Here is a 25,306-nt window from a genome sequence, read left to right on the forward strand (position 1 = left end):
GCCATGAGTAACGGCGAGACTATGCTGATAGCCTATGACGGCTCCGAACGCGCGGACCGCGCCATGGAGTATGCCGCGCGGCTGCTGCGCCCCGACACGGTGGAGATACTCACCGCCTGGGAGCCAGCTGCGCGCCAAGCCGCCCGCGCGGTGGGTCGCACCGGAATGCACCCCACCATCGCGGTCCCAGAAAACGTCGAGGATGACGCCGCCTATCAAGAGGCGGTGGGCATCTGCCGCCAGGGCATCGCCGTGGCTGAGGGGTTGGGCCTGGCCGGGCGCGCGCACCTCGTGGAATCAGTCACCACCATTGCCTCCGCTATTGTTGACGCCGCGCACGAGCTCGACGTCGACGTCATCGTCACCGGTACCCGCGCCTTGAGCGGCTTCCGCGCCTGGTGGACCAGTTCCACCGCAGAGCAGATCGTGCGTAACTCCGGGCTGCCCGTATTCATCGTCCCTCAAGATAGTGACGAAGACACAGCCACAGACTCTGACGCAGAAGAACCCGAGTATTTCTAATTAGCTGCTAGTATCTGGGTCTATGGCACTCGAAACCGATTCATTGAACAAGCGCACCCTCGGCCCCGCCGTGGGCAGCGCTGTGGTCGGCATCGCGCTCGGCGTCGTCACCATCATCGGAATCGCCCAGTTCTCGGGCTCAGATGCCGTGCCGCAGGGCAACGCCGTTCCCGCAGATCAGGCGGTCATGGGCGGACCCGAGTACGGCTCGCGCGAGTAGTCCCCCTCCCTCCCGGTTGATGCCCCGAAACTCCCGCGGGTGGCGCAGACTCTCCATCGCTTTCCTCGCCCTAGTTGTTGTGCTGCAACCCTGGGGCAAGGTCGCCGCGGACACCAAGCTCGATCTGGTGGCCAACCCGGCTGGCTTCCTCGCCGGCGCCTTCACCATCTACAGCGATAATTTCCCGCTGGGACAGCTCCAGAATCAGGCCTACGGTTATCTCTTTCCGCAGGGTCCTTTCTTCTTGTTGCTGGATCCGCTCTCGGACTGGATTGCCCAGCGTCTGTGGTGGTTTGTGGTGCTCGTCGTTGGATTCTGCGGCTTTCAGCGCCTCACGCAGGCACTAGGAATGCGGGGATTGTGGCCCACGGTAGCTGCGCTACTTTTTGCGCTTTCTCCCCGCGCGCTGACCACGTTGACGGCGATATCTTCTGAGACCTGGCCGGTGATGCTCGCCCCGTGGGTCATCCTGCCTTTCCTACGCGAGAGACTGGATTGGCGCAGCGCCGCCGCAGCAGTCATCCCCGTGGCGTGCATGGGCGCGGTCAACGCCACCGCCACCATCGCTGCCTGTCTGCCCGCGGCCCTCATCCTGATCTATCGCCGCGCCTGGCGGCCCGGGGTTATTTGGCTGGCCGGTTGCGCCGCGGTCAGCGCATGGTGGCTTGTGCCGCTGTTCATCCTGGGGCGCTACTCGCCGCCCTTCACGGAGTTCATCGAGTCCTCCTATGTCACCACCCGGTGGCTCAACCTGCCGGAGATTCTGCGCGGAACAACCAGCTGGGCGCCCTTCGTCGATACCGAGCGGGTTGCCGGTAACTTACTAGCCACGCAGCCGGTGTTTATCCTGGTCACCATGGCCGTGGCCGCCATCGGCATCTACGGGCTGGCCAAGCTCCCGCGGGTGTGGGCGCTCATGGCGCTCGTCGGCATCGCGATCCTTGGCACTCACGCGACGTGGTATCTCGACGCGCTGGACGGGCCGCTGGCGGCGCTGCGCAACCTGCATAAATTCGATCCGCTGGTGCGCATTCCCCTGCTCCTGGGTTTTGCCCGGGCCCTGGCGGGAATAGATCTGCCACGAACTCTGCACCCGAGCCGGCGTCAGGCCGTGGGAGTGGCGGTCATCCTCCTCGTTGTCAGCGCACTCGCCCCTGCGCTAAGCGGGCGCCTCTTGCCGCGCGGAGCTTATGAGAAGGTGCCGGAGTATTGGCATCAAGCGGCGGATTTTATCAACGCGAATGCCCAGGGAACGCGCACGCTTATCTATCCGCCGGCCTCCTTTGCCCGCCAGGACTGGGGCTGGACCCGCGACGAGCCGGCGCAACCTCTCCTCGAGGTTCCCTGGGCCGTGCGGGATGCCATCCCTTTGGTCCCGCCGGAGGCCATTCGCGGGCTCGATGGCGTCATGGATACCCTCGAGCAGGATCCCTCCTCTGCTTCCCGGGTGCTGGCCCGGCTGGGCATCGGCGCCATTATCCTGCGCCACGATCTGGAGAACTCCGGGAGTAGTCATGAACCTAACGCCGCAGACTTCGGCGGGCAGGTCCACACCTTCGGCGAGGTCGACGTGGTCACTTTGAATAATGACTCCATGGCGCTGAGTGAATCCGCGCCGCTCCGTGTCGCAGGCGGCGGCGAGTCTTTGGCCTTCCTCGATGCTGTAGCGGGGCCTGCTGTGCGCGAGTTGGTCGACAGCGACGCCCAGATTGTCACGGATACCCCCACCTTGAGCGACCGCAATTATGGCACCCTCGACGGCGCGCTCTCTGCCCCGCTGGCCACGGATGATCCCTCCACGGTGCACAACCGGCTGCGGGACTATCCCTCGAGCGGCCCATTGAGCGTCGTTGAGTCCACCGGGGCGCAGGTTGTGGCCTCGTCCTCGGCGGCGGATGCCAATGCCTTCGGTGGCGCGCAGCCGCGCCAGTCCGTCACCGCGGCAGTCGACGGGGAGAACTCCACCTCGTGGTGGCCGGCCCCCGGCGATACCGGGTGGATTGAGCTGCGCGGGCACTTTTCCTCGCCGCGCCTGAACATCATGGCCACCTCGCAGACCACCGTGACGGTGCGTTCGGGTTCGGCCGCCGTCGAGGTCGAGCTCGAGCCCTATCATTCCGAGCAGGTGCGGGTGCCCGGGGGAGACACCGAGGCCATTCGCGTCGAGCTGAGCGAGCGCGTTGGTATTGCCAACCTGGAGGTGGAAGGCACTCCCATCGAGCGCGTGCTCACCGTGCCGGATACCTCACCCAACGTGCAACAGTTCTTCTTCCAGCAGATCTTCCAGGACTCGCGAGTGCTCATCCGCGATTTCACCGCCCCACGCCCCATGGAAGTTAAGGTGGACTCGCCCAAGCCCGTGCTTGTCGACGGCGTCTTACACCACCCCGGCGATACCCTCGAGCTTTCCCCTGGCCAGCACCGCGTGCGCAGCACCGGCGCCTGGGTTTCCCTCCAGTCAACCTCTTGGTCACCGCCGCAGGATTATCGGCTTTCTGGCCCCGAGATCGCGGCCGCCGATAGCCCGCGCCTGCTGGTTACCGGGCGCGCCTTCAACGAGGGCTTGCAAGGTTTCCTCGGGGACACCCCGCTGGTGGCCCGCGAAGTCGATGCCGCGACTCAGGCCTTTGAGATTCCGGCGGGGCAGGCGGGAACCTTCCGCATGTCTTTCGTGGCGCAGCCGTGGTATTTCGCGGCCCTCGTATTCGGCGGGGCGCTGGGGCTTCTAACGCTAGGTCTATGTCTGCTTTCCCTGCGCCGGCGCAGCGGCTGGTGGCAGCCGACACAGGGCTCTAGAGGCCTAGTCGCCCTCGTGGTTCTCGCACTACTGGGCTGGCAAGCCCTTGTCGCCGGGCTGTGTGCCTGGGCCATCGTGCGTTGGACCACCATCCCCGCCCCCGCCCTGGCCGGAGGGCTCGTGGCTATCGCAGGCGCGATGCTGGCCCGCGCGCCCTGGCCCAGCGGCTCTTATGCGGGGGACTCGGATCTCTTGTTGTGGCTGTGCGCGGCGGCGCTGGCGTGCCTGGAATATCCAACGCCGGCCAGGCGCCTCAATAAGGACATAGCTCACGGCAGCAACCACTACGCTGCCCGCCACCGTAAGCACGAGCACGAGGACAAAATCGGCGACCTGGCCGCTAAAGAGCGGGATACCCGCGAGCGGGAAGACGAGCGATAGCACCGCAACGTGCCATAAAAACAGCGAATAAGACCAACGCCCTAGGCCTAAGACAAAGGGATGGGCATAAAGCGAGGTTTCCCGTGGAACCAACGCCACGGGCACCACGACGCACATTCCAAAGACCGCGCCGACGACGATGCGCTGCGCAAACTCTTGGGGCTCTGGGTGGACAAGGCCACGCGGGCCGAACCACTCCCGGCTGGCCAGCGATACGCATCCGGCGGCGAGCAACCACCACAGCCAGCGCCAGCTAAATACCTTGCGTGCCCAGCGCGGGAGGTGCCCCTCGCATTCGGCGGCGACCATCCCCACGACGAACCACAAGGTATAGGCAGGCGGCCAGATCTGCGAGTTGACCTGGTCGGAATCATACTCGGCCACAAAGGGCAGGAAGGCCCAGCCCAGGCTCAGAATCCCGGCGGTGACTAAGACCGCTATGCGCTGGCCACGGGTGCGCCCAGCCAGCGCCCACGCCAGCAGGGGAAGCACGAGGTAGAAGGAAAACTCCACGCACAGCGACCACAGGTGCGTAAGCCCAGGGGCGAGCCCATCCTTGACATAAATCTGCGTCGCCGTGAGGTTGCTGAGGACTTGGCCGGGGGAGGCGGTGTGGGCTTCGGGAAGCAGGGCCAAGACCACGCACACGCACGCGAGATAGGCCGGGGCGAGGCGCGCCACGCGGGAGAAGAAGTACTCGCCGGGGGCGTGCAGGCCACGACGGCGCCACAGCAAAAAGGCGCTGAGCGCGAAGAATACCGCAACGAAGTAATCGAAGCGCTCCGTTATCCCCCACCCGATTCCGGTCTGGAAGGACACGTGAGTCACAATGATTCCCACAGCCGCGACCGCGCGTAACCCATCAAGTTCAGGGAGATGCTGCGGTACGCTCAGCTGAGTAGCCCTGTGCGTCACGCCTACTCCTTCTGCTCGCCTTGGCCGTGCCCGGAAACTGATTGGACATAATACTGCAATGAAGCGATTGCCTAGTTCTCGCGCGCCCCTGACCTGGGTGGTCGTCGCCGCGATCCTTTCGCTGCTCTTGGGCTCCATTGTGCCGCCACTGTATATCAACCACTCGCGGCCCCTGCCGGTAGACCAAGACTTCTCCGTCGAATCCGCCCCCGCCACTGGGCCCGTGCTCGATGTCGATGCCTATTCTCAGCGCGCGGTGCCAGAGACCAACCGCGCTGAGGAAGGCTGCGGCGCCGACAGTTCCAAGCTGCACTGCTATATCACCGAATCAGACATCACCGTGACCCGGCAGATGCGCAGTCAGAGCACCGATTTTCCCGGCGCGGAGAAGAAGTCCGTGGCCGCGACCAGCTCTGATGTGAGTTTTCAGGTGAGCGGAAGGACTCTCCTCGAGACCAGCGAGGAGGCCTTCCTCAACCGCGAATCCGCCTACCCCATGCCGGGTGAGAATAACTCCCAGCACGTGGACGGCGCGCTTTTTGCCTCCGGATTTGAGCAAGACGCCTTCGAGCGCGATGGATTGAACTACTTCTTCCCCTCCGCCACGGAGCAGCGTTCCTATGCCTACTTCGACAGCCTGACCCAGCGCGCCGACCCCATTGACTACCGCACCAAAGAGACGCTCGAGTCCATCCCCACCTACGTCTATCACCAGGATATTGCGCCGACCTCACTTCCTGAGGCGTTGAACGGGGCTGGCCCTGCCACCCTGCGCGGGCCCGCGCGAGACTTCTACTCCCCGGATTCCCTCGCCCGCTACAGCCTTGGCGCCGCGGATTCTGTGGTGCTCGAGCCCTATTACACGGTCTCGCGCGAGGTCTGGGTTGAGCCGACCACCGGCACTGTCCTCAACGCAGATGAGAAGCTCTCCATCTTTTATGCCACCGATGCGAAACAGGCCAAGGATATGGCCGCGGCACAAGACACCGCGCAGCGCTCGCTGCTCAGCATGGACATGACTTTCTCCGATGACTCCCGCGCGCAGAGGCATTCCACGGTGGCGCCGCTCATCACCACAATCAAGGTTCTCAGCCTTCTCGGTTGGGCGGGCAAGGCGCTCGGCATGGTGCTGCTGGGCGTAGCCGCCTTCATCTTCGTGCGCCGCCACCGTGCGCGCGGATAAGGCGCTCCTCCTGGCGTGGGGGTTGATCCTCGTCGCCGCAGTGGGCTGGCCTTTTCTCCTGCCGGGCGAATACCTGTGGCGGGACATGGCCCTGCTCCACGATCCCGCGCTCACCCCTGGCGCGCTCGGCTCCGGCGCGCTGCCCGCCCGCAACGTCCCGCAGGACGCACTCTTGGCGCTGGCCGGCGGCCCGTGGATCGCGCGGGTGCTCATCCTGGGGGCCGCGGGATGCGCCGCCGCGACGGCCGCTTTATGGGCCGCCTCACCGTGGACTGCGGCGGGAGCGATGGCCTGCGCTGTTGCCAATCCCTTCGTCATCGAGCGCTTGCTGCAGGGCCAGTGGTCCCTGGCCATAGCCGCCTGGCTGCTGCCCGTTATCGCCTACTGCGGGCTGCGCGGGCACGAACGCAGCGCCTGGCTGGCCATGTGCGTGGCCTCGATTACTCCCACCGGCGCGGTATTCGCCGTGCTCACCGCACTCTTCTGTGCCCGCACCAGAGTAGGGCTCGCGGGCCTAGTTCTGTGGCTGCCTTGGGCCATTCCCGGGATTATGCAGGCTCAGACGGGGAGTGTAACAGGATCTGCGCGGACAGCCGTCGAGGCTTTCTCTCCTCACGCCGAGCATCTCGTCGGCACGGCTGGCGCACTCATCGGGCTCGGCGGAATCTGGAATAGCCAGGCCGTGCCCGATTCCCGCACCGCCGGCTTCGCGCTGGCAGGTTTGGGCGTCGCGGCGCTGGCAGTGCTGGGTGCCTTCCGTCTGGTGCGGCGCGAGGCCCAGCGTCTCGGCGCGCTGGCTCTCATGGGCATGGGCGCTGCGCTGGCACTGTGGCTTTGTCCTGGAGTGGCCGTCTGGCTGGTGGAAAATGTTCCTGGCGCCGGCCTAGTGCGAGACTCTCAGAAACTGGTCATGCTGGCCATTCCGCTCTACGTGGCCGGGTTGGGCGCGCTGCCACGCGGCTTCGCCCCGCTGGCTTTGGCGTGTACGCTGCTGCAAAACGTTGATGCGCCGCGTGCACTTGGCGTGCTCGCCCCTACCGATACCGGGGTGGACCGCGCACTGGTCGCAGAGATCGATGACCGCACCGCCCTTTTTGTGGACCGGCCCTACCTCGTCGAGGTGACGGCTGCTGATGGCACACGCGGGGTAGCCATTGACCCCTATTCCAAGGTGACTGCGCAGCTGAGTTCTGGGCAGCTGAGCGTCGACGGCGACGTCGTAGACCAGGCAGCACCCGCCTACCTCGCCGCGCTGGCTGCCTGGGATGAGCGTGACATGGCGCAATTGGAGAAGCTAGGCGTCGGCGTGGTGGTCTTAGATGGACGGATCGTGGCAAGCACTCCCGCCCCGCCGCCTGCGCTGCCGTGGGCACCTATGGCTGGGTGGCTTATTTCCCCGCTCTTGGCACTAGTTCTCCGAGGAGCTCCTCGAAGCGCCTGCCCGTTAACTCCCAAGAAAAGGTAGCCGCGAAGGCGCGGGCTGCCTCGCCCAAGCGCTTGCGGCGCCGAGTATCCCGCAGCAGGCGCGCGGTGGCCTCCACGAACTCGCTTTCCCGCGCGACTAATACTCCCGTCTCTCCATCGATGACGCTATCGCGCAAGCCGAACTTATAGCCGATGGTGGGGACGCCGTGCTGGGCAGCCTCCATGACGGCCAAGCCCCAGCCTTCCTTGCGCGAGGGCATGAGGTGGGCATCGGCCCGCGCGAGCAGCGCGTGCTTATAGTCCTCCGTCACCTGACCGCGGAAGCGCACCCTCTCGCTGACACCATGTTGTTCGGCGTACTCACGCAGGTGCGATTCCCACCAGCCGGATCCGATGACATCAAGCACCGCGCCAGGAGTATGGGCCACGGTATCCATGGCGTGCTCAATCTGCTTGTGCGGCACCAGCCGCGACAGCGTCACTAGGTGTAGCTGCGCCTCGCGCTCGAGCACGGGGACATGCTCCGGGATTGGGTCGAGGCCGTTTTCGATGATGTGGGCGCCGCTCACCCCAAGCTTCTCCAGATCTGCAGCGCTGGCTTGGGAGACCGTGACATAAGGGCTGCCACGATAAACGCGCGGAGCCACCCGCGATTCCAGGAACCACCCCAGCCGCGCCAGCACGGGCCCAGCCACCGGCCACTGATCCTGATGGCAGTGATGGGTGAGCAAGACCGTGGGCACCCCGGAGACGAGGCGCGCGAAGAAGGGGATGCCGTTTTGCGTGTCGACGACAACATCGACTCCCTTGGCATCCCCGATGCCGCAGCGGCCTGCCAGCATGAACAGCCACGCGCGCGGATAGACGCTGAACTTCGCGCCGGCGCGTGAGTACAGCACTCCCCCGCGCTTCTCGCGGCGGGCAGCATTCATGTGCTTGGCGCTGCGAAAGACCACCTCGTGGCCTTGGGCGGCGAGGTACTCGCCAACGCGCTCGAGGTAGCGCTCCGAGCCACCGCCCTGCGGGTGGGTGGAATCGCGCCAGCACAGTAAGAGAATTTTCATGTCGAAGCACTAGCCTAGTGCCTTATGAGACAAACCCGTATCTTCGCTACTTTTCGCCGTTCTTGGCGGCTGCTGCGGTCATTTCGCTTCGAGCAGACTCGCCCGGACATCTTCTACGGCGGCTTGGCTGAGGATACTGCGGATCTGGTCACCGCGCTGGGCCGGGACTACGGGGTAGGTCTAGACGGTGCGCGCGTACTCGATGTGGGGGGCGGGCCAGGCTACTTCGCAGCGGCCTTCGCGCGGCGTGGGGCGCGCTACTTTGGGCTCGAGCCTGATGCGGGAGAGATGTCGGCGGCCGGGATAAAGCTGGCGAATTCAGTGCGCGGGGATGGCACCCGCCTGCCCTTCGCCGATGACACCTTCGACGTTGTCTACTCTTCCAACGTGGCCGAGCACATCGCCGAGCCTTGGCGCATGGCCGATGAAATGGTGCGGGTTACGCGCCCAGGCGGGCTGGTCATAGTCAGCTACACGGTGTGGCTCGGCCCCTTCGGCGGGCACGAGACCGGGCTGTGGCAGCACTACGTCGGCGGCGAGTTCGCCCGGGATCGCTATACCCGCATTCACGGGCGGGAGCCGAAAAATGTCTTCGGTTCCTCGCTCTTCGCGGTTTCTGCCAAGGAGGGGCTGCGCTGGGCGCGCGCCCACAATGCCTGGGTTTTTCCGCGCTACCACCCACGCTGGGCGTGGTGGATAACGCGGGTGCCCGGCCTACGCGAGTTCTTGACCTCAAATCTCGTTATCGTAGTCCGGGCCTAGCCGGCGTTTAGGATGCGCTCTCGATGCGCTTTTTGAGCGCCTCGAACTGCTCCCATACCTCTGCAGGCACGCGTGGTCCGAGGAAGCGCAGGTACTCGTTGTTGTCTTCCACGTCCCCCGCCCAATCGGCCGGGTTGACTGCGAGTGCCTCGCGCAGGTCCTCGATATCGACGTCGAGGCCCTCGACGTCGATGTCCTCGGCGCGAGCGGTGCTGCCCACAACGGTCTTCTCAGCCTCGACGTTGCCTTCGATGCGATCGACGATCCACTTGAGCACACGCGAGTTCTCACCGAAGCCCGGCCACAGGAAGCGACCGTCCTCACCACGGCGGAACCAGTTGACCAGGAAGATGGACGGCATCTTATCGCCACCGCGGGCGCCCATGTCGATCCAGTTCTGCAGGTAATCTCCCACGTTGTAGCCGATGAAGGGGAGCATGGCCATCGGGTCATGGCGCAGCGAGCCCACCTTAGCCTCGGCGGCAGCAGCGGTCTGGCCGGAGGCCAGCAGCGAGCCGATCATGGTGCCGTGGTTCCAGTCGAAGGCTTCGGTGACCAGCGGAACGGTATCGGGGCGACGGCCGCCGAAGAGGATGGCGTCGATCTTGACGCCGTGCCAGTCATCATATTCCGGCGCGGCGGTCGGGCACTGCGAGATCGGCACGCAGTAGCGGGAGTTCGGGTGTGCTGCCTTGGTGGAGGAGTTCGGAGTCCAGTCGGCACCGGTCCAGTCGATGAGGTGCGCAGGTGCCTCGCCGTCCATGCCTTCCCACCAGACATCGCCATCATCCGTCAGTGCCACGTTGGTGAACACGGTGTTGCCCGGCTCCATGGTCTTCATGGCGATGGGGTTGGAATCATAGCTGGTACCAGGAGCGACGCCGAAGAAGCCATTCTCCGGGTTAACCGCGTAGAGACCGTCTTCGCGCAGGTGGAGCCAAGCGATGTCGTCCCCGACAACCTGGGCCTTCCAGCCCGGAATGGTCGGCGTGATCATCGCGAGGTTGGTCTTGCCGCAGGCGGAGGGGAAAGCCGCAGCTACGTGGTATGCCTTGCCCTCCGGGCTAATCAGCTTGAGGATGAGCATGTGCTCAGCCATCCAGCCCTCTTCCCGTGCCATGACGGAGGCAATACGCAGCGCGTAGCACTTCTTGGCCAGGATGGCGTTTCCGCCGTAACCGGAACCGTAGGACCAGATCTCCTTAGTATCGGGGAACTGGGTGATGTACTTGGTGTCATTGCACGGCCAGGCCACGTCTTCTTGACCGGGCTCGAGCGGAGCACCCACGGAGTGTAGCGCGGGAACGAAAGCACCGTTGTCCCCGATCTTCTCCAGAGCCTCGGCGCCCATGCGGGTCATAATCCGCATGGAGAGCACGACGTAGGCCGAGTCCGTCAGCTGAACGCCCAGCTTGGGGTCCGGATCGCTGATGGGCCCCATACAGAAGGGAACAACATACATGGTGCGCCCACGCATGGAGCCACGGAAGGCCTCGGTCATCTCGGCCTTCATGGCAGCAGGCGGCGCCCAGTTATTGGTGGGGCCGGCGTCTTCCTCCAGCTCCGGGCAGATGAAGGTGCGCGATTCCACGCGAGCCACATCGGAGGGGTTGGAACGTGCCAAGTAGGAGTTGGGGCGCTTTTCCTCATTCAGCTTGATGAGGGTGCCCTTTTCTACGAGCTCCGCGGCGAGGCGGTCTGCCTCTTCCTGGGACCCGTCGACAAAGACCACCTTATCCGGCTGAAACAGCTCCACGTTCTCTTCAATCCACGCGATGAGCTTTTCATTGTTGGTCGGCAACGAGCCGACGAGGCCCTGAATGGTGGCGGTCATTAAATAGTCTCCTGGTTTTAGACAAGCTTTAAACAAAGGTGCTGAAGAAATTACTTTCCATCACTAGCGTAACGTGCCGTTGATGTATTTATCCGTATTTCTCGACACACCGGTTATATCCACCCCGTTAACCGCCCCTTAACCGGCCACATACTGCTGTGAGATAGAACATAGCGCACATTTTACCCCCCATTTCGGGGGCTAATTAGGTGCGGAATAGGGCTTCCGTAGCGTGATATTGGCACCCCCATCGCGGCCACTGGTTATACCCAGATACTAGACCAAGACGGCTATTCGGCGCGTCACTTTGTCGATATCGCAGGTTAAGTGAACAATAGACGCCAATGGATACTAATAATTACGAAGCCAGCACCCCCAACCGCGGCGCCGGCGAGATGCCACCCGGGCGCCCCCCGCAGACCGATTTCAATGCGGAGTTCTCCAACGATCTGGACTACCCGCGCCTGGGCAGCGTCACCTTCCGTCGCGGCACCCTCACCGAAAACCAGAATGCGCTCTTCGAGGAGAACTGGCCGCGCCTAGGCCGCCTGCTGGGAGACGAACTCGTAGACATCGATGAGTGGTTCGGCCGCCCCGGCGCGCCCACCATCGTCGAGATTGGCTCCGGCACCGGCACCTCCACCGCAGCCATGGCGCCTCTAGAGGCAGAGAAGAACATCGTCGCCGTCGAGCTCTATAAGCCGGGACTGGCCAAGCTGCTCGGCCAGGTCGTGCGCGAGGACATCTCCAATATCCGGATGATTCGTGGCGATGGCATCGAGGTTATGGTGCGCATGTTCGCACCCGCATCCCTGGACGGCATCCGCGTCTTCTTCCCCGACCCTTGGCCCAAGGTTCGTCACCACAAGCGCCGGATTATCCAGTCGGGTACGCTCAATCTTTTCGCCTCACGCCTCAAACCCGGCGGGGTTTTACACGTTGCCACCGATCACGCCGGCTATGCCGAGTGGATAGATGAGCTGGTCAACGTCGAGCCCAGCCTGGAGTACAAGGGCCACTTGTGGCCTGGGTGCCCGCAGCTGGTGGACCGCCAGGTCATCACCAAGTTCGAGGGCAAGGGGCTAGAAAAGGAGCACGTGATCACCGAGTATCTGTGGGAGAAGAAGTAAATGAGCGGCACTTATCTCTTGGTGTGGGATGCACCAAATATGGACATGGGCCTCGGAGCGATCCTGGGCGGGCGCCCCACCGCGGCCTTTCGCCCACGCTTTGATGCCATCGGGCGCTGGTTCGTAGAGATCGCCTTGCACCACGACGCCACTCCGCAGGCCGCCGTGTTCACCAACGTCGCCCCCGGTGGCGCGGACTCGATCCGCCCCTGGGTCGAGGCCATCCGCAACGTCGGCTTCGCCGTCTTTGCCAAGCCCAAGCTGCACGAGGACGACGATGTCGACCCCGACATGATCCGCTACATCGAGGACAATCGGGAGAGTCTCGACGGCGTCGTCGTGGCCTCTGCCGACGGGCAGAACTTCCAGCCACTGTTGGAGGAACTCGCCGCCGAAGGCAAGGCCGTCTGCGTTCTTGGCTTCCACGAGCACGCCTCCTGGGCGCTCAATGATCCGGCGCTCGAGTTCGTCGACTTGGAAGACGTCGAGGGTGTCTTCCGCGAGCCGCTCCCGCGCATCAACCTCGATAACCTGCCGGAAGGTGGCGCCTGGCTGCAGCCTTTCCGCCCGCTTGCGGAGCTGCTCAACCACCGCTAGGAGGCCACATGTTTTTCAACTGGGGACGCTTTTCTTATAGACACCGCAAGCTCATCCCGCTGGTGGTCATCGGCATCATCGCGCTGCTCTTCCTCGGCTTCGGCTCTCGGCTAGGGGAACGCATGAGCCAGGAGGGCTGGGAGGACCCGGGAGCGGCTTCGACAAGCGCGGCCACCATCGAGCACGAGGTCTTTGGCCGCGACAACAGCGGCGATGTCATCGTGCTCTTTAGTGATCCGGACGAGCACTTCGCCGCCGCGCAGGCCTACCTGGCCGGCCTCAAGGAGCAATACCCGGATCAGATTGCCTCCGTCACGAGCTACTTCGATTCCCGCAACCCGAACCTCATCAACGCCGATCGCACCACCGCCTTCGCCGCCATCGGCCTCAAGGGCGATGCCGAGCAGACGCTCAAGGACTTCCGCATCATCGAGGACTCGCTGCGCGCCACGGATATCCCGGTCCAGGTGGCCGGTGCCACCGCCGTCGCCGACTCCCTCGACGAGGGCATGGCCAATGACATCTCCCGCGCGGAAAAAGCAGCCCTGCCCCTGGTAGGCCTTCTCCTCCTCGTCGTATTCGGCTCCGTCGTCGCGGCCTTCATGCCTTTAGTAGTCGGCGGACTATCGATCCTCGGCTCCCTCGGTATCCTCTCCATCCTGGCCGGATTCCTGCAGGTCAACGTCTTTGCACAGGCCGTCGTCACGCTGCTTGGCCTAGGCCTAGCCATCGACTACGGCCTCTTTATGGTCTCGCGCTTCCGCGAGGAGCTCGACAAGGGCAGATCCCCTCAAGACGCCGTCGCCATCACCACCGCGACGGCCGGGCAGACCGTCGTCTTCTCAGCCGCCATGGTGGCCGTCGCCCTCTCCGGCCTCTTCATCTTCCCGCAGGCCTTCCTCAAGTCGGTGGCCTATGGCTCCATTTCCGCGGTCGGCTTGGCCGCCCTGCTCTCAGTAACGGTGCTGCCCGCGCTCTTTGGAATGCTGGGCACAAACATCGACAAGTGGTCGGTACGCAAGACCTCGCGGCGCGCGCGTCGCATCCAGGACACCTGGTGGTACCGCCTGCCACAGTGGGCCATGCGCCGTGCCAAGCTCATGACCGTGGCCATCTGCGGCGGGCTATTGTTGCTGACCCTGCCCATCCTCGGGGTCACATTCGGCGGCATCAACGAGACTTATCTGCCGCCCACCAATGAGACGCGCACCGCCCAGGCCGAGTTCAACGAGCAATTCCCCTCCTTCCGCACCGAGCCGGTCAAGCTCGTCGTGGAAAACGCCACGAATCAGCAGCTGGTGGACGTCTATATGCAGGTCCGTGACTTGGACGGGCTCACGGAACCGATGGCGCCGACCACCGCCACCAAGGACGGCACCACCGTGTTATCCGCCGGCATCGCCGAGCGCGAGGATTACACCAGGATCGTCCATGAGCTCGAGCAGGTCGAGGCCCCCGAGGGCGTTAACCTCTACGTCGGCGGCACCCCGGCCATGGAGGTGGAATCCCTCGATGCGCTCTTCCACAAGCTGCCGTGGATGGCGCTGTACGTAGTCCTGGCCACCTTCTTACTCATGGCCGTGGTCTTCGGCTCCTTCATCCTGCCCATCAAGGCCATCTTGATGACGCTGCTCACCGTCGGCGCCACCCTGGGAATTCTCACGCTCATGTTCGTCGACGGCCTCGGCGGCGGAGTGCTCAACTTCTCCCCCGGCCCGCTCATGAGCCCGATCCTGGTGCTCATCATCGCCATCATCTACGGCCTCTCCACGGACTACGAGGTCTTCTTGGTCTCCCGCATGGTCGAGGCCCGCAAGCGCGGGGCCAGCACGGATGAGGCCATCGCCTCCGGCACCGCGCATACCGGCGGCATCATCACCGCCGCGGCGCTCATCATGATCGTGGTGGCCGGCGCCTTCGGCTTCTCCGAGATCGTCATGATGAAGTACATCGCCTTTGGCATGATTTTTGCCCTGCTTATCGACGCCACCATCGTGCGTATGCTCCTCGTCCCCGCCGTCATGCACCTCTTGCGCGAGGACAACTGGTGGGCACCGCGCTTCGTGCACCGCCTGAGCGAAAGGCTCGGTCACGGCGAGAGCAACCAAGAATCCGACGCCGACGATGCTTCTGCCGTGCGCGGCTCCCGCAATGCCGAGACGGACGAGGAGCTGATCCCCTTCAACGAGCTCCTTTCCCGCTTGGAAAAGGACCGCTAGATGAAGTGGCTGCAGCTCATTGCCTCCCTCGTCGTCCTCGCGGTCCTAGGCTGGGCCTTTCGGGATGAGTTGGACTTTCTCAAGGATGGCCTGAGCACCCTGCGCCACGCCGATCCCTGGGGAATCCTCGTCGTCGTCCTCACCACGGCGGGCGCCATCACCGCGATGAGTGAGGTCATGCGCCTGCTCATCCGCTCTGGCGGCGTCAACGTCCCTCTGCGTGAGACGTCCGCGGTGACCCTGGCTTCCAATTCCTGGTCCACCACCCTGCCTGCCGGCCCGGCCTTCTCCGCCGTGTTGACCTTCAACGTGCAGCGCGGCTGGGGCTGTTCCGTCATGCTCTGCGGCTGGTTCTTCGTACTCTCCTCCGCCATCTCTACGATGTGGCTGGTCATGATCGGCCTGGCCGGCGTGCTCTTCCTCAACGCCGATATGGCTTTCTGGTCCCTGGTAAGCACCCTGCTGCTCATGCTGGGTCTGTCCGCCGCCCTGTTTTGGCTGACCAATAATCCGCGCCGCGTCGAGGCCTGGCTCAATCACCAGCGTCTGCTCAAGGGCACAAAGCGCGAGGCAGTGATTAAACAGGTCCGCAACCTCGAAGAGGTGCACGTTAACCGCTACGAGTTCTCCCGCGTACTGGTTTTCTCGCTGCTCCATCGCTTGCTCGACATGGTTTCGCTCTGGGCCTGCGTATGGGCCATCACCGGCGATATCCCGGCCCTGCGCGCGGGTGAGGATCAGACTACCACCGCCGGCATCGCCATTGCCTACCTCACCGCCAAGCTTGCCGGCTCGGCACAGGTCACCCCCGCCGGGCTGGGCACAGTGGAGGCCGCCATCATCGCCACCCTCGTCGCCATGGGCATGACCGCAGTCGACGCCACCGGCGCGGCGATCATCTACCGCCTCATTTCCTTCGCCGCGGTCACCGCCGTGGGGTGGGTTGTCTACTTCCTGCACTACGCTCGCAAGGGAATGACCTATGCTGCTCTTAGTCGAAAGGAAACCTGATAGATCATGCGCATTGCCCCAGTAATCGATATTCTCGCCCTCGTCATCTTCGCCATCGCCGCCCGCCTCGCGCACGGCGGGTTGAGCCTGACAAGCTTCATCGACGCCTTTTGGCCCTGGACCGTGGGAGCGCTTCTCGGCTGGGTCATCATCTTGTTGCTGCCACCACGCGGCAAGTGGGCCGAGGGAATAATAGTCTGGGTCAGCGCCATCATCGGCGGCATGGCCCTGTGGGTGCTCGTCAACGGGCGCCTGCCACACTGGAGCTTCCTCATCGTGGCCACCACCATGTCAGCGCTCTTCCTCTTTGGCTGGCGTGCCTTCGACCGCAAGAAGCCCGCGGCAGCTGCCTTATAGCACCCCTCCCAACCCCTACTGAAGTTCAGGGTCCTGTTTATTAAGACCCCGAATTAAGCGGTGGCCTGGTTGGTTTTGAGAATTTGTCCTACCCTGCCGTACGTAATTCCAAGAAGATAGGCAATATCTCGGTAGTTATACCCGCTATTGGCAAGCTGCCGAGCTTGCTGGGACATGCGTGCAAGCTCTCGGGCTTCGCCTTTCCGAATGACTGCAAGCTGGTCCCGGGTTGCCTGGGCTTGCTGCTCGGCTTCGCCAACGATCTCTAGGTGGATTATTGCCGTTTCGGGCGAACCGCTAAGCTCCGGGAAAAGGGTAAGCGCATCGCGGACTTCATCCTGGATTTGATCAAGTCGGCGAGCCTGAATGATGACACCGGGGTCTTCTTCGAGTTGTGCGACCCACCACTTCTCTCCGCGCTCAACGCGTGCGGTAAATGAATTCATGCGCTATTTCTCCATTCCGATTTGCTTGTAAATTTTGCGGGCCATGAGATCATCGATTTCATTGTGTCTCCCCACTGTGGTGTACCTATCACCGACCCAGATTCGAGTGTGATTGCGACCTTCTTTAAGGGTGAGGGTCTGTCCGGTCCGTTTAGCGTAGGATGCGATATTTTTGAGTATGTCTTTTCTTTTGACCACAATGCTAGTATATCGTGCTATACACCTTCAAGTATATAGCGCTATACGTACGCGAGATCTGTAGTTCAAGGCACTTATACAACACCGTGCGCCCCAAAACAGCGGGCAGGTCCAAGTTTGGCAAGTCTCCCCCGTGTTTCTCAATCGATGGATTGGATTGAGGTACCTGAACTTTTCTGGTTGAGATGCTCCTATAGTGTGCCAAGCGCTTTTCAGGAATTTTTCGTAGGCCGACGCCAATTCTGTCAACGGGCGTTTCCCAGTCTCGATGTCACTGATCCTCGCCGGGGCGCACCCTAAATGTTCCGCTACGACCACCTGGGTGAGCTGCTTCGCGATCCGTAGTGCTTTCAGCTCATCCCGGCGAAGATCCCTGGGCTGTGGCGTACTGAGCTTTGTACAGATCACGCGGTAGACGGGGGTGTCCCCCTTTGAGTGGACACGCAGGATTGATCAAGCAGCGGGTGCCACGGTAACAGCCGTGGCGCGGTGTTCGAAAGCTCTCGGCGATAAGTAACTGATCCCGGAGTGCCGACGACGTGTGTTGTACCTCGTGATCCACCGGAACACCTCCCGTCGACACTGAACCGGCGACGCCCAACCACCAGAACCTTGCAGCGTCTCCCGCTTCAGCGAGGCGTTGAACGACTCAGCCATCGCGTTATCCGCACTCGATCCGATCCGGCCCATCGACTGGCGGATCCCCAGCCTCCGGCACGTGGTCTGGAACGCTGAGGAGGTATAGACGCTGCCGTGGTCCGAGTGAAATATTGCCCCGTCCAGGGAGCCTCTCGTGCGTGCCGCGTCCTCAATCGCGTCCTGGACGAGACTGGTACGCATGTGGTCCGCAAGCGAGTAGCCGACCAGACGCCTGGAACAGACGTCGATGACCGTGGCCAGGTACATGAATTCTCCTTTCCCGCAGGGCAAGTAGGTGATGTCGCCGATATAGAGCTGGTTGCAGTCCTCGGCGGTGAAGTCTCGGCCGACGAGGTCGTCGAAGACCCTCGCGTCCTGGTCCGGGATGGTGGTGCGTTTCTTCTTGCGCAGGTTCACCCCGGCGATCTGGTGCTGGCGCATGAGACGTTCGATGCGTTTGTGGTTGACCGGCGTGGGCGCGGTGTCGTTGATTTCGGCGGTCATGCGGCGCACTCCGATCGTGGCGTCGAACTCCTCGTGGTAGTCCCGCATCTGGGCCACCAGCACCTCATCGGCGTGCTGGCGCTGCCTGCGGGCAGGCTTGCCGTCCCGCCACTTGTAAAAGCTTGACCGGTTCAGATTAAGGACATGACACAACCGCTTCACCGAGTAGGTGGTGGCGTAGTCGTCAACGAACTGGAAGCGGATGGGCCCGACCCCCGGATGGTAGACACGAGGATCGAGCCCTCCACAATGGCCGGTTCTATAAATCGACACTTATTACAGCAGACCCAAAAGAACCCCTCCTGATACCAGCCANNTGGCTGGTATCAGGAGGGGTTCAGCGTGCCAGTTGCTAGCTTCCTAGCGCTGGGGCGCGGGTGCTACACGCCGAGCAGTTTGCCAATCTGGTTGACAATCATGACTACGTAGCTGATGAGGTCGCCGCTGACATCGATGATGCTGGAAAGCATGTCTTTCTCCTTAAAGTTACAACGTGCCGCAGCGGGATCCTCCGCGCGGCTTCATTGTTACTATCGCGCGGAGCTCGCGGGCGTTACATGGTTTTGCCTTAAGGAGAGCTTCCTACATCGGGGAGATGGTGTGCTTCTTGGGAAGATCGTGGCTGACCTTGCCGGCAAGCTGCCGCAGTGCCTGCCGCAGGGCAAGGCGTGATTGATTGGGCTGGATCATGGCATCGAGGTAACCACGCTCGGCGGCGACATAGGGCGCGGTCATGGTCTCATCGTAGAAGTCCATGAACATCTTCTTAGTCATCGCGCGCTGCTCGGGGGTCTTTGCAGCATCCAGCTGCTTGCCGGCAATCATAACGACCGCAGCAGCCGAGCCCATGACCGCGATCTGGGCGGTGGGCCACGCTAGGTTGATATCACCTGTGAGGTTCTTCGAGCCCATGACGGCGTAGGCGCCGCCGTAGGCTTTGCGCACGATGAGGGAGACCTTCGGCACGGTGGCTTCGACCACGGCGAAGGCGAACTTGGCCCCGCGGTGGATGAGTCCGACCTTCTCCTGTTCCACGCCGGGCAGGTAACCCGGGGTGTCCACGACGAATACCAGCGGAATGTTATAGGCATCGCAGATACGGATGAAGCGCGCACCTTTGTCTGCGGCATCGGCGTCGATGCATCCGGCCAAGTGCAGGGGATTATTGGCCACAAACCCCACCGTCTTACCGTCGATGCGGCCGAAGGCGGTGATCATATTCGGGGCGAAGTTCTCCTGGATCTCAATGAGGTCCTCGTCATCACCCAGCTGGGCCAAGAGGTCCAGCATGTCATAGCCGGCGTTGGTGTCATCCGGCATGAAGGAGTCAAGATCATCGTCCCCCAAGTCGGCGTCGTCTGGCGCGGCGAACTCTGGGGCCGGATCGAAACAGGTTAGGGGAAGGTGGTCGAGCAAATCGCGCACGAGGTCGAAGGCCTCTTCCTCCGAGCCGACGACAGCGGAGACGTTGCCGTTGAGTTCCTGCTGACGCGCACCGCCGAGCTCAGCGGAGGTAACCTCCTCGCCGGTGACTTCCTTGATGACGTTGGGGCCGGTGACATACAGCTCCGCCTCCCCGTCCACGGCGATGACGAAGTCGGTGGTGACAGGCGCATATACCGCTCCACCGGCGGATTTTCCCATCATGATGGAGATCTGCGGGCTGCGGCCAGAAAGCGGCATCTGCCGCCGGGCAATCTCGGAATACATCGCCAGCGACGTCACCGCGTCTTGGATGCGGGCGCCGCCGGAGTCTTGGATGCCGATGACGGGGCAGCCGATCTTGATGGCCATATCCATGACCTCGGTGACTTTCTTGCCAAAGGTCACGCCCACGGAACCGCCGTAGACGGATTTATCGTGGGCATAGATGCACACGGGGCGCCCGCCCACGCGGCCATACCCGGTGACCACGCCATCGGAATAGATGGCTTCCGGGTCGCCCGGAGTCTTGGCCAGGGAGCCGGTCTCCACGAAAGATCCCGCATCAAGGAGCTGGTTGATGCGCTCGCGCGGGGTGGAGCGACCGGCCTCATCGCGTCGCTTCCGAGATCGCTCGCTACCCGGATCCTGCGCCTTTGCCAGGCGCTGCCGCAGGTCAGCTAGCTTATCGGCCGTTGTTGCCACGAATCTTCTCCTCGATCCATTCCTTCATGTGCTTGCCCACGATACCGATGACCGGCTCATCGGGGACCGCCAGGTGATCTCCCGGCAGTTGCACGATCTCTAGATCCTTAACGATAACGCCCCAGCCACCATCCGGGTCAATCTCGCCGTAGCGCGGCTCGAGCTCAATGGCGCCCTCGTGCATACGCTCCGAGCGGAAGAGCAGGACGGGGACATCCACATCGGCCCAGCGGCGCATGTCCAGCGAGCCCAGGATCTGGTTGTCGATGAAGGATGCCCGCTGGTGCTCGAGCACTCCGGCAGACAGGCCGTGCTCGGCCGCGTCCGTCGTGGAAAGGAACTCACCCAGCATCTGCATGAGGGCATCCTCCCCCACCGTCTCCAGCATCTCGTAGGGCACGGGGAACTCTAGGCCATAAGTATTCTTGGCAAAGGCGGCGTAACGCCCCCAGCGCGCCTTGGTTTCCTCCAGGGTATTGGGCGCGGGGTGGGAGGGCTGCGTGGTGTCGAGCAGAGCAATGAATGCTACGTCGACGTCGGTGGAGCGCAGCTGATGGGCTACCTCATAGGCCAAGGCACCGCCGAAGGACCAGCCACCGAGGACAACGCGGCGGCCACGGGCGTACTTTTCGATGTCCCCTATATAGGCCGCAGCGCGCTCCTCCAGCGTTCCTTCGAGGCGCTCGACTCCGTAGACGGCGACGTCCTCGGGCAGGCGGCGGGTAAGCGGCTGATAGACCACAGTGGTGCCACCGGCAGGGTGGAACATGAATACTGCCGGGCCATCGGCCTCACGCAGCACGCGAATATTGCCCTCGACCTCAGTCTCTAGGCCCTCGCGCACGAGGTCAGCCAGGGGCTCGAGGGTCTCGGCCTTCGCCACCTGCGGGGCGCTGACCTCGATGCCGGCGCGCTCGCTCAGGCGCTGAGCAATCTTTTCCGCCTGCTCCGCGGTGATCTCAGGCAGCGTGCTGGTCACTCCGGCCGCAGCCGCGCCCGTAAAGGTTGCCCAGGTGCCAAAGACCATGCGCTCGGAGGCATCGCGCGGGGCAACGCCCACGCCTTGGGCCTCGCTGTTTGGCTTTGCGACGTCGGCCTCAGCAGCTTCGTTCTCTGTAGCTTCGGTCTCTGTAGCTTCGGTTTCGGCAGGCTGCGCTTGGACTGCCTCCTCGACCATCGAGATGACGTCGGCAAGCGAGGCATCGCGCAGCGCCTGGACCTGGATCGGCGGAATCTGGAAATCATTCTCCACGCGGTTCTTGATGCGCATGCCCATGAGCGAATCTAGGCCGAGATCAATAAGGGGCAGCTCGCGCGGCAAATCCGAAATGTCATAACCCATGGACTCGGACACGATGAGCGCGAGGCGGTCCTCCACGCTTTCGGTGGCGGGGTCCCAACGCACGGTGTCCTCGGCATCCTCAGTGTTGCCTGTGTTGCTGGTGTTGGCAGCACTCGGGGAAGACTGCAGCTGGGCGACGCCCGGGGTTGAGGTGGCTGCGCCGAGGTCGAGGGCGGAGGCAAAACCTTCAGCAATGCGCTGGCTGTGATCGTTCTCGAAGGCGAAGATCTCGACGGACAGGCCGCCAATGGAGCGCTTGAGTACGGTGGTGATGTCACCCTGAGCGGGCAGGTCGGCGTGCTCTTCGACGGCGACAATCTGCGAGCCGGGAGAGACCGCCTCGACGGCGGCGTCGAGCAGCGCGACGGCGGAAGGAACCTGATCGGCGTTGGTGGAGAAGGCCACCTCGCCGGTGGGCAGACTCACCCGGTTGCCGGGCAGACCAGAGGTCCCCGAGGCCGGGCGAGCGTTGGTCCAGTAGCGTTGGCGCTTGAAACGGGTATGCGGGGCAGCCACGCGCTTTCCTGTGCCGAATACGGCCTCGTAGTTGACCGGCGCGCCAGCCACATAGAGCTTGGCCGAAAGATCGAGGATAGACTCACTCGGATCGACCTTGCGTTTGAGCACGTAGAGCAGCTGCGCATCGGACTTGCCCACGGCAAAGGCGGTGGACATCAGGCCCATGAGCGCGACCGGATTGGGGGAAATCTCCACCAGCTGGGTGTGGCCGTTGGCAAAGGCCTGCTCGGTGGCGTCCTGCAGGTAGACCGCCTGGCGGGTCATGCGGATCCAGTAGTCCTCATTGTGGACCACGGAGCCTGGGCGGTAGACCTCGCCGCGATCGACGGAGCTATAGAGGGTGGTGTGCAGCGGCTGCGGGTTAATGCCGGCGATATCGGAATAAAGCTCGCCCAAGATCGGATCGACGGCCGAGGTGTGTCCGGCGCCCTTGACGTTGAGGGCGCGGGCGAACTTGCCCTCTTCCTCGAGCTTGGCCACGAGGTCGAGGACCTCCTGGCGTGGTCCACCCACGGTGGTCATGCCGGGGCCGGTGTACACGGCTGGTTCGATGGAGCCGTCCAGCGCGGCGATCTCCTCGGCTGAGAGCTCGACCACGGCCATAGCCCCTTGGGTTTCCTCCGTCAAGGTGGCCTCGCCCTCGCCCATGAGGCGGGCGCGGTGGCAGGCAATCATCATGGCATCCTCGGCGGTTATGCCGCCGGCAGCATAAGCAGCGGCGATTTCACCCATGGACATGCCCATGACACCAGCCGGGCGTACGCCGAAGGAGGCCAGCAGATCCGTCACCGCGATCTGAATCGCGGTGATCGCCACCTGTGCCGTTTCGGTGTTATAGGTCTGCGCGTCATCGGCGACGATGTCGAGCACAGACCAGCCGGACTCGAAGTCCACGATCTTGTCGAGCTCAGCCAGGCGTGCGGCGAAAGCGGGAGAGACCTCCAGCACGTCCTTGACCATCTTGCGGTGCTGGGAGCCAAAGCCGGAGTAGACAAAGACCGGACCGGGAATGGAGGGCGAATCGGCAGCGGCGATGCCCTGCGAGACCTTGCCATCTGCGACCTGGCGCAGGCGCTTGACCGCTTCCTGCGCGTTATGCGCGATGATGACGGCCCGGGAGCGCCCGTGGTTGCGGCGTGCCAGCGTGCGCGCCAGCGCCAGCAGGTCCGGCTTTTCTTCCTCGATGAAGTCTGCCACCTGGGCGGCGGCCGTAGCGCGGCGAGAGGGAAGCAGGCCAGAGACGGGCAGGGCCACTGCCGCGCCCTCGCCCACGGCGACCTGTGGCTCACGGCGCTGTGAGGTGCCGGTATATTCGCTGAGGACGACGTGGGCGTTGGTTCCGCCGAAGCCGAAGCCGGAGACGCCGGCAAGCTTATGACCGGAGTACTCGGGCCACTCACGCGGATCCTCGACTACCTCGAGGTGTTCGCCGTCGAAGTCGATGTAGTGATTCGGGGCGGAGAAGTTGATGGAGGGCGGAATAATGCCGTGCTGCATCGACTCGATGACCTTGATGATGCCGACGACGCCAGCTGCGGCCTCCGAGTGACCAATGTTTGACTTCGCCGAGCCCAGCAGGGTTGGCGTGGATGCGTTGCGCCCGTTGCCCAAGACGCGGCCCAGCGCGGTGGCCTCGATGGGATCACCAAGGATGGTGCCGGTGCCGTGGGCCTCGACATAGTCCACGGTCTGCGGGGCGACGCCGGCGTCGGCGTAGGCACGACGCAAAACATCAACCTGCGCATCCGGGTTCGGGGCGGTCAGGCCATTGGAGTGCCCATCAGAATTGACCGCAGAGCCCTTGATGACGGCCAAGATGTTGTCGCCGTCCGCCTCAGCGTCCTCGAGGCGCTTGAGTATTACAACGCCGGCGGCGTCGGAACGCACGATGCCATCCGCATCATCGGAGAAGGCATGGATGGCGCTGGTGGGGGAAATAACCCCAGTCTCACTGAAACCGATAGTGGCATAGGGTGCGGCAAGAATATTCACGCCTGCAGCGACCGCGATGTCGGCGGAGCCGCTGCGCAGATCGCTCACGGCGTTGTGAACGGAGACAAGGGAAGAAGAACAAGCGGTGTCCACGTTGACCGAGGGCCCACGCAGATCCAAAGCATAGGAAATACGGTTGGCAATGATCGCCGAGGAAGTGCCCGTCATGGCATAAGGGTGCATCTCCGCAGGATCGGCGGTGATGAGCATGCCATAGTCATTGTTGGTAGAGCCTGTATAGACGCCGGTGGCCGTGCCGCGAATCTCATTGGCGGGCAGGCCTGCATCCTCGAGAGCCTCCCACACCAGCTCCAGCAGGATGCGCTGCTGCGGATCCATGTTCGCTGCCTCCAGCGGGGACAGCCCGAAGAACTCCGGATCAAAACTAGCAATGTCTTCGATATAACCGCCATCGGTGTTGTTGATGGCGATCTTCTTGCTCATCACCGGATCGGCGGAATACTCCGACCAGCGCCCCACGGGAAGAGAGCCGGTTCCCGCGCGGCCTGCAACGAGCATGTCCCAAAACTGCGCCACATTATCGGCACCGGGGAAACGCCCGGCCCGGCCGATAATCGCGATGTCCTGCCCGGCAGGCGCACTGCCGCGCTGGCGCGGCTGTGCCGTGGACTGTGCGGGCTGCGTGGTCACAGCGCCGTTGACCAGGCGATCTGCCAGCTGAGCAATGGTGGGGTATTCATAAGCCACGGTGGGGTCAAGCTTGAGCCCCAAGAGGTTCTCCAGCTCCCCGGAGAGAACAACCGCGTCGCGCGAGGAAAGACCGAAATTCTCCAGCGGCTTGGTATCGGTGATTTCCTCTACGGACAGGCCAGTGGTGTGTGCTACCCAGCTGCGAAGCCAGTCACGCAATTGCTCAACGGTCATAAACTAAAAGTCTTTCCTCAAGTTGCTCCAGTTAGGTGTTGCGGTGTGCAACGTCCCAAGGCATTTCGCTGTCTCCGCGCATCTTGCTAACGCGACGCCGAGTTTCCACGAGAGAACCCAGCGACGCTAGCTGCGGGCGGCACGAAGCCACGTACATTCTATGCTTATCGCTCTATTGTCTCACTGCGTTAACTAATGTCTCAGATTAGACATACTAGAGCGCCGTTTCCGCTGGCG

17 protein-coding genes and 2 pseudogenes are annotated in these 25,306 nt (G+C 63.2%); 11 read left to right on the forward strand and 8 right to left on the reverse strand.

Annotated features, from left to right (window positions below; translation table 11 throughout):
• Positions 1 to 3 precede the first annotated feature (3 nt).
• Genes B2696_RS04700 through B2696_RS11525 form a run of 3 tightly spaced genes read left to right on the forward strand, consistent with a single transcriptional unit; the run spans position 4 to position 3,920 of the window.
• Positions 4 to 522, forward strand: a complete 519-nt coding sequence (locus tag B2696_RS04700; RefSeq protein WP_075730666.1) for a universal stress protein — start codon at positions 4 to 6, stop codon at positions 520 to 522.
• Positions 523 to 544: 22 nt separating this feature from the next.
• On the forward strand, positions 545 to 742 hold the full coding sequence (locus B2696_RS04705) for a DUF2613 domain-containing protein (RefSeq protein ID WP_075730667.1): 198 nt from the start codon (positions 545 to 547) through the stop codon (positions 740 to 742).
• Positions 743 to 761: 19 nt separating this feature from the next.
• A complete protein-coding gene (locus B2696_RS11525) occupies positions 762 to 3,920 on the forward strand; it encodes an alpha-(1->3)-arabinofuranosyltransferase domain-containing protein (protein ID WP_286954223.1) in 3,159 nt (1,052 codons plus the stop codon).
• Here B2696_RS11525 and B2696_RS04715 read toward each other — a convergent pair.
• A pseudogene (locus B2696_RS04715) lies at positions 3,876 to 4,973 on the reverse strand (acyltransferase family protein); the annotation flags it as partial. The gene B2696_RS11525 and the pseudogene B2696_RS04715 sit on opposite strands and share 45 nt — an antisense overlap.
• On the opposite strand from B2696_RS04715, the gene B2696_RS04720 reads away from it, so the two are divergent.
• Together B2696_RS04720 and B2696_RS04725 are read left to right on the forward strand one after the other, a co-directional pair.
• Positions 4,894 to 6,018, forward strand: coding sequence for a DUF3068 domain-containing protein (locus B2696_RS04720; RefSeq protein WP_286954225.1), 1,125 nt, complete (start codon positions 4,894 to 4,896; stop codon positions 6,016 to 6,018). The pseudogene B2696_RS04715 and the gene B2696_RS04720 sit on opposite strands and share 80 nt — an antisense overlap.
• On the forward strand, positions 6,005 to 7,483 hold the full coding sequence (locus B2696_RS04725; protein ID WP_075730669.1) for a hypothetical protein: 1,479 nt from the start codon (positions 6,005 to 6,007) through the stop codon (positions 7,481 to 7,483). The genes B2696_RS04720 and B2696_RS04725 overlap by 14 nt, the downstream gene beginning before the upstream one ends.
• On the opposite strand, the gene B2696_RS04730 is transcribed toward B2696_RS04725, so the two are convergent.
• Complete coding sequence (locus tag B2696_RS04730) at positions 7,407 to 8,507, reverse strand: glycosyltransferase family 4 protein (protein ID WP_075730670.1); 1,101 nt, start codon at positions 8,505 to 8,507, stop codon at positions 7,407 to 7,409. The two genes, B2696_RS04725 and B2696_RS04730, sit on opposite strands and share 77 nt — an antisense overlap.
• A gap of 24 nt (positions 8,508 to 8,531) precedes the next feature.
• Here B2696_RS04730 and B2696_RS04735 point away from each other — a divergent pair, with 24 nt between their 5' ends.
• A complete protein-coding gene (locus B2696_RS04735) occupies positions 8,532 to 9,269 on the forward strand; it encodes a class I SAM-dependent methyltransferase (RefSeq protein WP_276623269.1) in 738 nt (245 codons plus the stop codon).
• A gap of 7 nt (positions 9,270 to 9,276) precedes the next feature.
• Here the strand turns inward: B2696_RS04735 and B2696_RS04740 are convergent, their stop codons facing one another.
• A complete protein-coding gene (locus B2696_RS04740; protein WP_286954228.1) occupies positions 9,277 to 11,103 on the reverse strand; it encodes a phosphoenolpyruvate carboxykinase (GTP) in 1,827 nt (608 codons plus the stop codon).
• A 344-nt stretch (positions 11,104 to 11,447) separates the two neighbouring features.
• Between B2696_RS04740 and trmB the strand changes: the two genes are divergently transcribed.
• From trmB to B2696_RS04765, 5 genes are read left to right on the forward strand one after another with little or no spacing between them, the layout of a single operon-like run.
• On the forward strand, positions 11,448 to 12,233 hold the full coding sequence (gene trmB / locus B2696_RS04745) for a tRNA (guanosine(46)-N7)-methyltransferase TrmB (protein ID WP_286954230.1): 786 nt from the start codon (positions 11,448 to 11,450) through the stop codon (positions 12,231 to 12,233).
• Positions 12,234 to 12,830 (forward strand): NYN domain-containing protein, encoded by a 597-nt coding sequence (locus B2696_RS04750; RefSeq protein WP_286954232.1) that lies wholly within the window; start codon positions 12,234 to 12,236, stop codon positions 12,828 to 12,830.
• 8 nt (positions 12,831 to 12,838) lie between these two features.
• A complete protein-coding gene (locus tag B2696_RS04755) occupies positions 12,839 to 15,049 on the forward strand; it encodes an MMPL family transporter (protein ID WP_286954234.1) in 2,211 nt (736 codons plus the stop codon).
• A complete protein-coding gene (locus tag B2696_RS04760) occupies positions 15,050 to 16,060 on the forward strand; it encodes a lysylphosphatidylglycerol synthase transmembrane domain-containing protein (RefSeq protein WP_286954236.1) in 1,011 nt (336 codons plus the stop codon). It begins immediately after the preceding gene.
• A gap of 6 nt (positions 16,061 to 16,066) precedes the next feature.
• On the forward strand, positions 16,067 to 16,417 hold the full coding sequence (locus B2696_RS04765) for a DUF3054 domain-containing protein (RefSeq protein ID WP_075730677.1): 351 nt from the start codon (positions 16,067 to 16,069) through the stop codon (positions 16,415 to 16,417).
• A gap of 53 nt (positions 16,418 to 16,470) precedes the next feature.
• On the opposite strand, the gene B2696_RS04770 is transcribed toward B2696_RS04765, so the two are convergent.
• The 5 genes and pseudogenes from B2696_RS04770 to B2696_RS04790 form a co-directional block, all read right to left on the reverse strand.
• Positions 16,471 to 16,863: a hypothetical protein gene (locus tag B2696_RS04770; RefSeq protein ID WP_276623265.1), complete on the reverse strand. Its 393-nt coding sequence runs from the start codon at positions 16,861 to 16,863 to the stop codon at positions 16,471 to 16,473.
• 402 nt (positions 16,864 to 17,265) lie between these two features.
• A pseudogene (locus B2696_RS11620) lies at positions 17,266 to 17,478 on the reverse strand (helix-turn-helix domain-containing protein); the annotation flags it as partial.
• A gap of 36 nt (positions 17,479 to 17,514) precedes the next feature.
• Positions 17,515 to 18,477, reverse strand: a complete 963-nt coding sequence (locus B2696_RS04780) for an IS3 family transposase (RefSeq protein ID WP_286954241.1) — start codon at positions 18,475 to 18,477, stop codon at positions 17,515 to 17,517.
• 309 nt (positions 18,478 to 18,786) lie between these two features.
• Positions 18,787 to 20,331 (reverse strand): acyl-CoA carboxylase subunit beta, encoded by a 1,545-nt coding sequence (locus tag B2696_RS04785; protein ID WP_286954243.1) that lies wholly within the window; start codon positions 20,329 to 20,331, stop codon positions 18,787 to 18,789.
• Positions 20,312 to 25,069, reverse strand: a complete 4,758-nt coding sequence (locus B2696_RS04790) for a type I polyketide synthase (protein ID WP_286954245.1) — start codon at positions 25,067 to 25,069, stop codon at positions 20,312 to 20,314. The genes B2696_RS04785 and B2696_RS04790 overlap by 20 nt, the downstream gene beginning before the upstream one ends.
• Between the last annotated feature and the right edge of the window lie 237 nt (positions 25,070 to 25,306).

The organism is Corynebacterium sp. UBA4397, assembly GCF_002390965.1.
In the GTDB taxonomy this organism is placed as follows: Bacteria; Actinomycetota; Actinomycetes; order Mycobacteriales; family Mycobacteriaceae; genus Corynebacterium; species Corynebacterium flavescens.

What these genes read in the sequence shown, in the direction of transcription:
- B2696_RS04770 (WP_276623265.1), bottom strand. Translation starts at nt 16,863, where the DNA reads ATGAATTCATTTACCGCACGCGTTGAGCGCGGAGAGAAGTGGTGGGTC.
- B2696_RS04730 (WP_075730670.1), bottom strand. Translation starts at nt 8,507, where the DNA reads ATGAAAATTCTCTTACTGTGCTGGCGCGATTCCACCCACCCGCAGGGC.
- B2696_RS04735 (WP_276623269.1), top strand. Translation starts at nt 8,532, where the DNA reads ATGAGACAAACCCGTATCTTCGCTACTTTTCGCCGTTCTTGGCGGCTG.
- trmB (WP_286954230.1), top strand. Translation starts at nt 11,448, where the DNA reads ATGGATACTAATAATTACGAAGCCAGCACCCCCAACCGCGGCGCCGGC.
- B2696_RS04705 (WP_075730667.1), top strand. Translation starts at nt 545, where the DNA reads ATGGCACTCGAAACCGATTCATTGAACAAGCGCACCCTCGGCCCCGCC.
- B2696_RS04755 (WP_286954234.1), top strand. Translation starts at nt 12,839, where the DNA reads ATGTTTTTCAACTGGGGACGCTTTTCTTATAGACACCGCAAGCTCATC.
- B2696_RS04750 (WP_286954232.1), top strand. Translation starts at nt 12,234, where the DNA reads ATGAGCGGCACTTATCTCTTGGTGTGGGATGCACCAAATATGGACATG.
- B2696_RS04760 (WP_286954236.1), top strand. Translation starts at nt 15,050, where the DNA reads ATGAAGTGGCTGCAGCTCATTGCCTCCCTCGTCGTCCTCGCGGTCCTA.
- B2696_RS04790 (WP_286954245.1), bottom strand. Translation starts at nt 25,069, where the DNA reads ATGACCGTTGAGCAATTGCGTGACTGGCTTCGCAGCTGGGTAGCACAC.
- B2696_RS11525 (WP_286954223.1), top strand. Translation starts at nt 762, where the DNA reads ATGCCCCGAAACTCCCGCGGGTGGCGCAGACTCTCCATCGCTTTCCTC.
- B2696_RS04740 (WP_286954228.1), bottom strand. Translation starts at nt 11,103, where the DNA reads ATGACCGCCACCATTCAGGGCCTCGTCGGCTCGTTGCCGACCAACAAT.
- B2696_RS04765 (WP_075730677.1), top strand. Translation starts at nt 16,067, where the DNA reads ATGCGCATTGCCCCAGTAATCGATATTCTCGCCCTCGTCATCTTCGCC.
- B2696_RS04720 (WP_286954225.1), top strand. Translation starts at nt 4,894, where the DNA reads ATGAAGCGATTGCCTAGTTCTCGCGCGCCCCTGACCTGGGTGGTCGTC.
- B2696_RS04700 (WP_075730666.1), top strand. Translation starts at nt 4, where the DNA reads ATGAGTAACGGCGAGACTATGCTGATAGCCTATGACGGCTCCGAACGC.